Origin of the sequence: Vibrio sp. TRT 2004, from assembly GCF_050113735.1 — a bacterium.
In the GTDB taxonomy this organism is placed as follows: domain Bacteria; phylum Pseudomonadota; class Gammaproteobacteria; order Enterobacterales; family Vibrionaceae; genus Vibrio.
In genome coordinates this window covers 102,226-114,520 of record NZ_JBNJOH010000004.1, presented here as the reverse complement: position 1 = coordinate 114,520, position 12,295 = coordinate 102,226, and the positions used below count along the sequence as shown (strand labels likewise).

At 45.2% G+C, this 12,295-nt stretch carries 11 protein-coding genes; 9 read left to right on the top strand and 2 right to left on the bottom strand.

Features of this window, described 5'->3' with window-relative positions; genetic code table 11:
* Nucleotides 1-33: 33 nt before the first annotated feature.
* Both ACQEXR_RS03160 and ACQEXR_RS03155 read right to left on the bottom strand, forming a co-directional pair.
* A complete protein-coding gene (locus ACQEXR_RS03160) occupies nucleotides 34-1,974 on the bottom strand; it encodes a HAMP domain-containing methyl-accepting chemotaxis protein (RefSeq protein ID WP_427019728.1) in 1,941 nt (646 codons plus the stop codon).
* 293 nt (nucleotides 1,975-2,267) lie between these two features.
* Nucleotides 2,268-2,708, bottom strand: a complete 441-nt coding sequence (locus ACQEXR_RS03155) for a CBS domain-containing protein (RefSeq protein ID WP_331416505.1) — start codon at nucleotides 2,706-2,708, stop codon at nucleotides 2,268-2,270.
* A gap of 305 nt (nucleotides 2,709-3,013) precedes the next feature.
* Here ACQEXR_RS03155 and queA point away from each other — a divergent pair, with 305 nt between their 5' ends.
* The 9 genes from queA (at nucleotide 3,014) to ACQEXR_RS03110 (ending at nucleotide 12,293) form a co-directional block, all read left to right on the top strand.
* Nucleotides 3,014-4,075, top strand: a complete 1,062-nt coding sequence (gene queA / locus ACQEXR_RS03150) for a tRNA preQ1(34) S-adenosylmethionine ribosyltransferase-isomerase QueA (RefSeq protein WP_331416506.1) — start codon at nucleotides 3,014-3,016, stop codon at nucleotides 4,073-4,075.
* A gap of 168 nt (nucleotides 4,076-4,243) precedes the next feature.
* Nucleotides 4,244-5,380: a tRNA guanosine(34) transglycosylase Tgt gene (gene tgt / locus ACQEXR_RS03145; RefSeq protein ID WP_006877883.1), complete on the top strand. Its 1,137-nt coding sequence runs from the start codon at nucleotides 4,244-4,246 to the stop codon at nucleotides 5,378-5,380.
* A gap of 174 nt (nucleotides 5,381-5,554) precedes the next feature.
* On the top strand, nucleotides 5,555-5,884 hold the full coding sequence (yajC, locus tag ACQEXR_RS03140; RefSeq protein ID WP_138970454.1) for a preprotein translocase subunit YajC: 330 nt from the start codon (nucleotides 5,555-5,557) through the stop codon (nucleotides 5,882-5,884).
* A 21-nt stretch (nucleotides 5,885-5,905) separates the two neighbouring features.
* Entirely contained in the window at nucleotides 5,906-7,762 is a 1,857-nt protein-coding gene (gene secD, locus ACQEXR_RS03135; protein ID WP_269377667.1) for a protein translocase subunit SecD, read from the top strand.
* A gap of 14 nt (nucleotides 7,763-7,776) precedes the next feature.
* Complete coding sequence (secF, locus tag ACQEXR_RS03130) at nucleotides 7,777-8,724, top strand: protein translocase subunit SecF (protein WP_331426677.1); 948 nt, start codon at nucleotides 7,777-7,779, stop codon at nucleotides 8,722-8,724.
* Between the two features lie 70 nt (nucleotides 8,725-8,794).
* Nucleotides 8,795-9,289, top strand: a complete 495-nt coding sequence (locus ACQEXR_RS03125; RefSeq protein WP_427019727.1) for a hypothetical protein — start codon at nucleotides 8,795-8,797, stop codon at nucleotides 9,287-9,289.
* Between the two features lie 118 nt (nucleotides 9,290-9,407).
* Nucleotides 9,408-9,740 (top strand): DUF1904 domain-containing protein, encoded by a 333-nt coding sequence (locus ACQEXR_RS03120; RefSeq protein ID WP_426950992.1) that lies wholly within the window; start codon nucleotides 9,408-9,410, stop codon nucleotides 9,738-9,740.
* 38 nt (nucleotides 9,741-9,778) lie between these two features.
* Entirely contained in the window at nucleotides 9,779-10,639 is an 861-nt protein-coding gene (gene mepA / locus ACQEXR_RS03115; protein WP_427019726.1) for a penicillin-insensitive murein endopeptidase, read from the top strand.
* A gap of 322 nt (nucleotides 10,640-10,961) precedes the next feature.
* Nucleotides 10,962-12,293 (top strand): cytochrome ubiquinol oxidase subunit I, encoded by a 1,332-nt coding sequence (locus ACQEXR_RS03110; protein ID WP_427019725.1) that lies wholly within the window; start codon nucleotides 10,962-10,964, stop codon nucleotides 12,291-12,293.
* Nucleotides 12,294-12,295 lie beyond the last annotated feature (2 nt).

The following is a 12,295-nucleotide window of genomic DNA, read 5'->3' as shown; positions in this document are numbered from 1 at the left end:
GCTTTTGAGCGGTGCAGACCGCTCTTTTTTTAGCTAAAGTTTAAAGAAGCTCAACAGATCTTTTTGTTTTGTCGCTAATTTCGACAGCTCGTCACTGGCTCGTTTACTCTCCTCAATACCAGCTGCATTTTTATTAACCAAATCGAAAGCATGGGATACGTTTTGTGAGATATCTTGTGTCACACCAGATTGCTCTTCCGATGCCGTCGCAACATGAGTGTTCATATCTGAAATCAGAGAGACAGATTCAGTAATGGCCGAAAACGCATCACGCAGTTGCCCACTGAACTTACGAGAATCTTCCGCAAGAGTCAGGTTGGACTGCATATAATGATTCGCGTCTTTTGCCTGGGCTTGCAATCGAGAAATAATGTCTTGAATATCAACGGTTGATTGCTGAGTTTTTGCCGCTAGAGATCGAACTTCATCAGCAACAACAGCAAACCCCCGACCTTGCTCACCTGCGCGAGCCGCTTCAATTGCAGCATTGAGCGCCAGCAAGTTGGTTTGCTCTGAAATGGAGTTAATGACCTCTACCACGGTTCCTATTTCAACCGAGTACTCTTGCAATTGATTAACGATTTTTGATGTCTCTTCAATAGACGAATCCACTTTGCGCGATACTTCGTCTGATGAATCCAATAATCTTCCGCCTTCAACAACATTGTTAGTAGCATCGTTGGCTGCGTTTTCTGCATTTGCCGCATTTTGACTGACTTCAGATGCCGTACTTGAAAGCTCATTGATAGCGGTAGCAATTTGTTCAACTTGGCTTAGCTCTTGTTGTGCGTTGTGTTCGGTTTGTTTCATGATGCCAGTAAGAGACATCGACGAAGAGGATACGCTGTCGGAGATTTGATGAAAGCCTTCGATGATCCGGCGAAGTTCATTGCGCATTTGCAAAATATTGGCGTAGATACCCGTCTCTTGACCGGAGGTTTTTATATGGTTAGAAAGGTTTCCTGAGGCGACCTCTGCGACAATTTCTTCAATCTGACTTGGTTCCCCGCCGACGACTTTCAGTACACTGCGATAGATACCAAAAGCAATCGCTAAGGCACTGAGAATAACGATAGTAGAAAGTGCCACGATGATGAACTGAGCGTTAGAAAAACGTTCGACCATTTCTGGGCCAACGGTATCCTGCTTTTCTTTGGTTGTTAGTTTAATCTCTTCGATGGTTTGAGCAGCGGAAGCGCCAAGAACATCTAGAGTTCCTGAAATAATTTGGTTTCGATTATTGATGGTTTGTACCACTTGAGAAAAAGTGGTTTGATATTGAGCGAATGATTGACGAAAAGCGTTTAGGTGCGAAATCTGCTCAGCTGACATCAGTTGTGACTCGACTGTATCGGCCAGAGTTGCGACCATCTCAAATTCTTTACCTACTCGCTCAGCATCGCCTTGGGCGTTACTGGTTAAAAACTTAGACCCGTAGAGTCGTGCCAGCAGCAAATGTTGCTGTAATGTCCCTGCGCTTACTGCAACCTCTAAATCATCTTCTTGTGTGGCTTGATTCATAATGTTAGAAACCGCTACTCGCATATTTAGACCGGCTGGTTCCAAGTTGTCTTTGACGAGTTGATTCCGTTGGTTCATCAATTGAGTTACTTGAGTAAATCCTTGTTTGTATTGCTTCAATTGATTTTCGATGGTGACAAAGTCAGATTTATTTTTACTGTCTATACCGGTACTAAGGATATCTTCAATGAGTCTATTTGCTGTCGTGATACGCGAGTCGACTTCTGCGATATTTTCTTGACTATGGCTTTTGATATATTTCAGCGCTGCTAAACGGGCTTCTAAGATATTGGCTTGGATTCTACCTGTTGCAACACTGGTTAAGGCGAGTGTTCGATAAGTGTTGAAGCCATCACTGGATTGATAAAAACGCAGTGAAGCTACAACGGAAATGACCAAAATTAGTCCCATGATGACCCCAAAACCAAGGGTTAACAGTTTCTTTAGACTCATACCAATATCCCCATTAGATTGGCGAATTTGTAGGTGAAACGGACGTTGTTCGTCATTATTTTAGTATTGTAACTAAATTATAATGGGCAAAGAGGTAACCTGCTGACAAACAGAGTGGCACTGTGAGCTTGTGTCAAAGATATTTTGTTAATCAATTGATTTATAAAATATCTTTGTCGCGATAGAGAGCCTACACTTTGTGGTTGATAAGACTAGGTGTACTTTCATAGGATGGCCGTTAACGCTAAGAGCAGGATTGACTCTTAGCGTTGGTAGCAGGGTAAGGGAGGTAATTATTCCATCTCTTCAGGTTCAACTTCTTCTTGTAATTCAAGTAAGTTAATTGCGATAGCGACAAAGTCACTGTCGGTGATAATTCCGACTAGTTGACCCTTTTCTACCACGGGTAAACAGCCCACTTTGTGTTTTTGCATGTAGATAGCGCTCTCTTTTAATCCCGCTTGTGGCGCAACGGTCATCACACCGGTTTTCATGACTTCGTAAAGTGGTGTGTTAAGAGTGAATGACTGATTTTCTGGAATCTGTTGCAAGCTCGATTCTTGAGCGGCGAGCACGTCACGTTGAGAGATGACTCCGAGTAGTTTTCTGTCTGCGTCTATGATGGGGATATGACGAATATCAAGTGCTTCCATCATGTTTTTAGCATCAGCAAGATTATGTGAGCGAAGAAGCGTATGGGGACTACGCGTCATCATGTCTTCTACTTTAATCATGGCTGCCTCCTGAAGTTGTTCTTTACCTTATAAATATAGTAATTTTCTCGCTGTGAGTATGAGAGCTAATCGCGCTTTATTGTCATAACCTTGCTTTTTTTGTGGTAAATCAATTATTGAATAACTCAGCACGAAAATAACACTCTCAGAAGCTGTAATTACGTAAATGATTACAATAATTCACATCTCTTTTCTTGATATTGCTCTGATGCGGAATATACTATTCGGCTGCGAAAAACTCGTCGTCTGTTTGTGACAGAATCAGTTCGACTCACATAAAGAACCCACGACAAAAGATTAGTAACATGCAAGTATCAGATTTCCATTTTGACTTACCGGATGAGCTTATTGCTCGTTATCCTCAGCCAGAACGCACTGCGAGCCGTTTACTACAAATGGATGGTAATACGGGTGAGCTTGTTGATGGCACATTTACCGATGTACTGGAGCAAGTACTACCTGGTGATTTAGTGGTTTTCAACAACACTCGAGTGATTCCTGCGCGCATGTTTGGCCGCAAAGAATCAGGTGGCAAGCTTGAGGTGTTGGTTGAACGGGTTATCGATGAGAAAAGCATTCTGGCTCATGTGCGTTGTTCAAAGTCACCGAAGCCGGGAAGTACTATTTTTGTTGGTGAGAATGATGAGTTTTCAGCGCAGATGGTCGCGCGTCATGATGCGTTGTTTGAGTTGAAGTTCAATTCAGAGCAAAATGTTCTAGCGGTATTGGAAGAGATTGGTCATATGCCTCTTCCTCCTTATATCGATCGCCCAGATGAAGACTCTGACAAAGAGCGTTACCAGACGGTTTATAACCAAAAACCGGGGGCTGTAGCCGCGCCAACGGCGGGTCTGCATTTCGATCAACCATTGCTGGATAGAATCAAAGCGAAAGGTGCGGAGTTTGCTTACGTGACTCTCCATGTGGGCGCAGGTACATTCCAGCCAGTGAAAGTTGATGATATTCATGATCACCACATGCATGCGGAGTACGTTGAAGTACCGCAAGAAGTGGTTGATGCGATCAATGCAGCTAAAGCTCGTGGTGGTCGAATTATTGCGGTAGGTACGACATCGGTTCGTTCACTAGAAAGCGCCGCGCAAGATGCACTTAAGAATGGTACTGAACTGGTTCCTTTCTTCGGTGATACTGAGATTTTTATTTATCCAGGTTACCAATATCAGTTAGTTGATTGTTTAATTACTAACTTCCACCTGCCAGAGTCGACACTGATTATGTTGGTCAGTGCGTTCGCAGGTTACGAGAATACAATGAACGCTTATAAGCACGCGGTGGAGAACAAGTATCGCTTCTTCTCTTACGGTGATTCGATGTTTATAAAAAAGAAACTAGCTACGAGTTCCTAGTCGCTAGAAACTGAAATCTAGAGACTTAAACAATTTACGAGTGCTAGCAGTAAGCTAGGAAGCAAAGCAGAAGGATGCTTTGTCTCTCGCATGGAAGGCGACCGCTCCTCATAGAGCTTAATGCTCTGAACTTAATGTCAGACTGTTTCTCTGACAACCGGAGGCTTCGTGAAGTTAAAATTCGATCTTAAAAAGAAAGACGGTGTTGCGCGTCGTGGTCAACTGACCTTTGAACGTGGCACAGTTCAAACACCTGCATTTATGCCAGTAGGTACTTACGGTACTGTTAAAGGTATGACGCCGGAAGAAGTAAAAGGCACTGGTGCTGAAATCCTGCTAGGTAACACTTTCCACCTATGGCTACGTCCTGGTCAGGAAGTGATGAAAATGCACGGTGATCTGCACGATTTTATGAACTGGCAAGGTCCTATTCTTACTGATTCAGGCGGTTTCCAAGTATTCAGCTTAGGTAAGATGCGTACCATCACTGAGCAAGGTGTTCACTTCCGTAACCCAGTAAACGGTGACAAGATTTTCATGGACGCTGAAAAGTCGATGGAAATCCAAAAAGACCTAGGTTCAGACATTGTTATGATCTTCGACGAGTGTACGCCATACCCAGCGACACATGACGAAGCGAAAAAGTCGATGGAAATGTCGCTACGCTGGGCACAACGTTCACGTGATCACTTCGATAAACTAGAGAACCCGAACAACCTGTTTGGTATCGTTCAGGGCGGTGTTTACGAAGACCTACGTGATGTGTCGGTTAAAGGCCTGACTGAAATCGGTTTTGATGGTTATGCAGTAGGCGGTTTGGCAGTAGGTGAACCTAAAGAAGACATGCACCGTATTCTTGAGCACACATGTCCTCAACTACCAGAAGACAAGCCTCGTTACCTGATGGGTGTAGGTAAACCTGAAGACTTAGTTGAAGGTGTGCGCCGTGGTATCGATATGTTTGACTGTGTAATGCCAACGCGTAACGCACGTAATGGTCACCTATTTGTGACTGGCGGTGTGATCAAGATCCGTAATGCGAAACACAAAACAGATACAACTGCGTTAGATCCGCACTGTGACTGTTACACTTGTCAGAATTACTCTAAGTCGTACCTTCACCACCTAGAGCGTTGTAACGAAATTCTGGGTGCGCGTCTAAACACGATCCACAACCTTCGTTACTACCAGCGTCTGATGGAAAGCATCCGTAACGCGATTGATGAAGATCGTTTTGATGAGTTCGTGAAAGAGTTCTATGAGCGTCGTGGCCGTGAAGTTCCGCCACTAGCAAAAGAGCAGTAATCGACAGATTTAATGAATTAAAGCCTTTGGCATTACGCCAGAGGCTTTTGCTAATAAAGTAGGCAAACGCAAGCTATTTTTGAGAGAGTGATCGCTATTGGTCACTCTCAGACTTGAAACTAAATCGCGAATGCCCAACTTGGATATTAATAAATAATAATAGAGGATATTTTAATGTTTATTTCTCAAGCTCACGCAGCAGCTGAAGGTGCACCAGCAGGTGGCGGTTTTGAAATGCTAATCATGCTAGGTATGTTTGCGGTGATCTTCTACTTCATGATCTACCGTCCACAAGCTAAGCGTGTAAAAGAGCATAAAAGCCTAATGGCGTCGATGGGTAAAGGTGATGAAGTTCTAACCAGCGGTGGTCTAGTCGGTAAAATTACTAAGATCGCTGAAGACAACGACTACATCTCGATCGAGCTAAACACCAATAACGAAGTTGTTATCAAAAAAGACTTCGTTACAGCAGTGCTACCAAAAGGTACGCTGAAATCTCTATAAAACAGCTTAAGGATCCTCGCTGTGCTTAACCGCTATCCGTTGTGGAAGTACCTGATGGTGGTGTTTACCATCGCTATCGCAGCATTGTATGCACTTCCGAATATCTACGGTGAAGATCCGGCAATTCAAGTTACAGGGGCGCGTGGCGCCTCTGTAGATATGTCGACGCTGGATTCTGTCACTCAAGCTCTTGATAAACAGGGCTTATCTCATAAATCCATTGCTCTAGAAAATGGATCCATCCTTGTTCGCTTCAATAACACTGACACGCAAATTAGTGCTCGTGATGTTATCAGCGAAGCGATGGGCAACGATATAATTGTTGCTCTTAACCTCGCTCCTGCAACGCCAGACTGGCTTGAATCCATTGGCGCTGCGCCGATGAAGCTAGGCCTTGACCTACGTGGTGGTGTTCACTTCTTGATGGAAGTGGATATGGACGCTGCGATGGAAAAGCTGATTGGTCAGCAGGAAGAAGCCTTCCGCAGTGAACTTCGCGAAGAAAAAGTACGCTATCGTTCGATTCGCCCTTCAGGCAAGAACGCGGTTGAAGTACTACTGCGCAATGAAGAACAACTAGCCGAAGCTCAGCGCATTCTTGAGAAAAACCACCCAGACATGCTCTTTACTGATTCCGTGTCTGAGGGTCGTTTTGCTCTCATTGCTACTTTTACTGAGCAACGCCTAACTGAAATTCGCAACTACGCTGTCGAGCAGAACATCACGATTCTGCGTAACCGTGTTAACGAACTTGGTGTTGCAGAGCCATTGGTTCAACGTCAAGGTGCAAGCCGCATCGTTGTTGAGCTTCCAGGTGTTCAAGATACAGCTCGAGCGAAAGAGATTCTTGGTGCGACGGCAACGTTAGAGTTCCGTGAAGTTGATGCGAAAGCTGATTTGGCTGCGGCGGCTAGTGGTCGCGCGCCAGCAGGCAGTGAAATCAAACAAGATCGTGACGGCCGTCCTGTGGTGCTTAAGAAACGCGTCATCTTAGGCGGTTCGAGCATCACGGATGCAAGCTCAAGTGTTGATGAGTACGGTCGCCCTCAGGTTAACATCTCGCTAGATAGCGAAGGTGGTAACAAGATGTCGGCTTTCTCTCGTCAGAACATTGGTAAGCTAATGGCGACCGTGTTTGCTGAGTACAAAGACAGTGGTCGTCGTACTCCTGAAGGCAAAGTGATTCTGACTAAGTATGAAGAAGTGATTAACCAAGCGACGATTCAATCTGCGCTAGGCCGTAACTTCCGTATTACTGGTATTGATTCTGCGGCTGAAGCACATAACCTAGCACTATTACTACGTGCGGGTGCCCTAATCGCGCCTATTTCTATTGTCGAAGAGCGTACTATTGGTCCTTCAATGGGTCAGCAGAACATCGACATGGGTATCCAAGCAATGATTTGGGGTATGGTGGCAGTTATGCTCTTTACTCTGATGTACTACCGTAAGTTTGGTCTGATTGCTAACGTCGCTTTAATGGCAAACCTTGTGTTGATTATCGGCGTTATGTCGATGATCCCAGGTGCAACCATGACCTTACCAGGTATTGCCGGTATCGTTCTGACTGTCGGTATGGCCGTCGATGCGAACGTACTGATCTTTGAGCGTATTCGCGAAGAGTTACGTGATGGTCGCAGCCCGCAGCAAGCGATCCACCAAGGTTACGCTAACGCATTCAGTACGATTGCCGATGCGAACATCACGACCTTGATTACTGCGATTATTCTGTTTGCTGTCGGTACCGGCGCAATCAAAGGTTTCGCTGTGACTCTGTCTATCGGTATCTTAACTTCTATGTTTACAGCCATTGTTGGAACACGTTGTATCGTGAATCTGGCTTACGGTGGTAAACGTATCAACAAACTGTCGATCTAAGGCTGGGAATTAGTATGTTTCAGATTCTAAAAGCAGAGAAAACGATCGACTTTATGCGTTGGTCAAAATTCGCATTCTTGTTCTCTATTTTGATGATTGGTGCTTCAATCTTCACTCTATCAACCAAATGGTTAAACTGGGGTCTAGATTTTACGGGCGGTACTCTAATCGAAGTAGGTTTTGAACAGCCTGCGAACCTTGAAGATATCCGCAGTGCGCTCGAAGCAAAAGGCTTTGGCGATGCAACGGTTCAGAACTTTGGTAGTGCACGTGACGTTATGGTTCGTCTACGTCCTCGTGATGATATGGCAGGTGAGACTCTGGGCAACCAGATTATTTCTGCGATCAAACAGGGCACTGGCGAAGACGTTGAGATGCGTCGTATCGAATTCGTTGGTCCTAACGTAGGTGATGAACTCACGGAAGCTGGTGGTCTAGCGATTTTAGTTTCGCTTATCTGTATCCTGATTTACGTTTCAGTGCGTTTTGAATGGCGTCTCGCTGCTGGTGCGGTACTGGCACTGGCTCACGACGTTATCATTACCCTTGGCGTATTCTCGATGATGCAGATCGAGGTTGACTTAACCATTGTCGCAGCCTTGCTTACAGTGGTGGGTTACTCGCTCAACGATACTATCGTTGTATTCGACCGTATCCGTGAAAACTTCCGCAAGATACGTAAGGGTGAACCATCAGAGATCATGAACAGCTCAATTACACAAACATTGAGCCGTACCTTGATTACCTCTGGTACTACCTTGTTCGTAGTTATTGCTCTGTTTACTCAGGGTGGTGCTATGATCCACGGTTTCGCAACCGCTCTTCTACTAGGTATTACGGTTGGTACTTACTCTTCAATCTACGTTGCTTCGGCTCTGGCATTGAAACTGGGTATTACCAAAGAACACTTAATGCCACCTCAAGTAGAAAAAGAGGGTGCAGAGTTTGATGAGATGCCATAAGGTATTGAGTCAAAGATCTTAATCAAAGCCGCTGTTATTCAGCGGCTTTGTTGTTTTAACGGAGTTATGAATGCGATTGTTTACGGCTTTTATTGCCTTGGTTGTCCTTAATGTATCAGCAAATACTTTAACTCTATCCAGTCATCCCAATACCCTTGCACAAAACATTCGCGACTCATGGCAAGAGTGTGATGAGCAAACGTGGTGTGAGGATAAGCTCGCTTATTATCGAGGAAGTTACTTTGCCGAGGCGGTAGTGTCGCAGTCTGAGCTTGAGATTGAGCTATTTAGTGAATTCTCTACCCAACAGTTATCTCAGCTGCAACTCAACCTGCGTAGTGATGGCTTTTCTTTACTGAGCGTAGACATCATGGGCGTACGCTTTGATATCTCGCAACAGAGCTCTCAACATTCAGTTAGCGAGGTCAACGCAGCGTTAGTGCAATTTATCAATCGTTACCCTCAAACCGCACTGAGGAAACTGGTATGGCAATCTTCGCTGTGGAGTGCTGAGTTAATCAGTGATGGTGAGATCATTTCATTGCGCTTTATGTCTCGTGATTGAGCAGAGTAAAGGTATTGGGTGAATATTGTGCGATCTTGTCGCACACTTAAAATAGAGGCTACAGACTTAGAGTAATAACTTGCTATGATGAGTGAAAATAATCAATAGGAAGCAAATTATGCCACACTTACGTTTTCGAGCAGTAGAGCCGCAGACAGTACAAACGCTATCTAAGCCGCTAATTGATGAGCTTCAGCCTTTGATGGACTGCCCTCGTGAAGATTTTACCTTTGAATATATCTATTCAACATTCTTCCACGAAGGGGAGGTGAGCAGTGCTTATCCGTTTGTTGAGGTGTTGTGGTTTGATCGTGGCCAAGAAGTTCAGGATGCCGTCGCTAAAGCGGTGACGTCGCAGATTCGTGGTGTGATTGGTGAAGATGTCGATGTCGCGGTGATTTTTACAGCGCTTGATGCCAAAGGCTATTACGACAATGGCGAGCATTACTAATTCGCTCAATTAATCACTTCAAGTAAGAGGAGAAAACAATGCAGGTTAGTCTAAACACATGGCGTAAACTGCTTTTGTTATGCTCTTCTTTACCCTTTGCTTCCTCGGTAGCCGCGACGCCGTGGGAGAATATAGACGCCCCTTCAAATGGTTCACCTCAAGCCATTGGCAGCTACGCCAATGGCTGTTTGTCGGGCGGTGCAGCTTTACCGCTACAAGGGGAGGGCTATCAAGTTATCCGTAGTCAACGTGAGCGTTACTATGGCCACCCTAATGCGATCGGTTTTATTGAGCGTTTAGCTGATCTGTCACGTAATGAGCTAAAAACTAATATCTTGATCGGTGATATCTCCTTGCCACAAGGTGGGCGCTTTTCATCAGGGCATTCTAGCCACCAAACTGGGTTAGATATCGATATTTGGCTTAAGTTTGCGGATACGCCACTTTCTGAGCCACAGTTATCGAAGCCGACGCCTCACAGCGTAGTCAACTTAGAGCAGTATCAACTACTCAAACACAACTGGGATGAACGTCATTTCGAATTAGTGAAGTTTGCTGCCAGCGATGAGCAGGTAGCGCGTATCTTTGTCCATCCAGTGATCAAAGAGAAATTATGCGCGACTGAACAAAGCAGCGAGCGAGAGTGGCTGCGAAAAGTTCGTCCATGGTGGGGGCATCATTACCATATGCACGTACGCTTGAACTGTCCTGAAGGGAGCCAGAACTGCAAACCTCAAGCTGAGCCGCCTAAAGGTGATGGTTGTGGTGCCGAGCTAATGAGTTGGAAGCCGCAGCCTAAACCCGCAGCCCCTAAAGTGAGCAGTAGCAAACCCAAAGAGAAGAAACCTAAGGTGCTTCCCAGTCAGTGTGTTGAGCTGTTGGAAAGTATAGGGAGCTGACATATTAATAACCCTATATTTTATCTAGTTTTTGTAATTTTATTTCACATATACCATAGTCAAAGTTAGGAATACTCGAAGAGTCCACTTTCACTCATCCCAATGGTTACATTTGCTTTCTTATTGATACCTTTAGCGGCTTTTTGTCGACTTTTGAGATAATTTACTCCACTCATTTCCTTCCTCAACTTGATATAAATCATTGTCAGAGATGGGCCATTTCACGGCTTTTCTCTTTGAATGAATCCAATTCGTCGATTTTTACGTAATTAAATTACAGCTTAATACTCTAAAACGTACGACGAGTCTTTGAGGACCCAAGATGTTAGATACCCTCATGCTGTCTCGAATCCAGTTCGCAGCAAATATCAGTTTTCATATTCTTTTTCCCACCATCACGATTGCTTTAGCTTGGATGCTGGTGTTTTTTAAGTGGCGCTATAACCGCACTCAGGCCCCCGTTTGGCTGGATGTCTATTATTTCTGGGTTAAGGTCTTTGCCTTGACGTTTGCATTAGGCGTTGTGTCAGGCATCACGATGAGCTTCCAGTTTGGTACCAACTGGCCTGGATTTATGGAGCGAGTTGGCAATGTTGCAGGGCCGCTGCTTGGCTATGAAGTGATGACAGCGTTCTTTATGGAGGCGACCTTCCTCGGTGTGATGTTGTTTGGTCGTGGTCGAGTCCCTGATTGGTTCCACACACTTGCAACGGTTTTAGTTGCGATAGGAACCAGCATGTCAGCATTTTGGATTCTTGTCCTGAACAGTTGGATGCACACGCCAAGTGGCTATGAAGTGATTGATGGCATTGTGCATGTCACCAGTTGGAAAGAAGTGATCCTCAATCCTTCATTGCCTTACCGTTTTGCGCATACTTTGCTTGCTTCAGCATTGACCGCCAGTTTCCTCATCGCAGGCATTTCCGCTTACCAAGTGCTAAAACAGCCGAACCATCGAGCGGCCAAGTTGGGCTTGAAAGTGTCTCTGTTTGCAGCAGCAGGCTTCATCCCACTGCAAATATTGGTTGGCGATCTCCATGGGCTCAATACCCTAGAGCACCAACCTGCCAAGATAGCTGCGATGGAAGGTGTTTGGGAAACCGAAAAAGGCGCGCCTTTGCTGCTGTTTGCGATGCCGAATGAAGAGACGCGAAGCAATGATTTTGCTGTCGGGATTCCTAAGCTTGCCAGCCTGATATTGACCCACGATTTAGATGGGGAAATCGTCGGCCTCAATGAGTTTGCTCCTGATCATCCTCCCGTCCAACCATTGTTCTTTGGTTTTAGAATCATGGTTGGTGTCGGCGTTCTTATGTTGCTGGTTAGTTGGTTTGGAACGGTCAAACTGGCGCGTAAAAAAGCGCTGCCGAAACCTTATTTGTTTACCGTGCTGGCGATGACATTTTCCGGTTGGATTGCCACATTGGCAGGTTGGTACGTGACTGAGATTGGCAGACAGCCTTGGTTAGTGAATGGTGTGTTGCGAACATCCGAAGCGGTCACGACGGTTGAAAGTAGTAGTGTCATGATCTCACTGGCAATGTACTTGGTGATCTATGCGTTATTGCTGGTCGCGTACATTCATACTCTGTTTTATCTGGCACGTAAAGATGTGGCAGCACACCAAGTATCACTCACGGCTAAAGAGGCTTAATC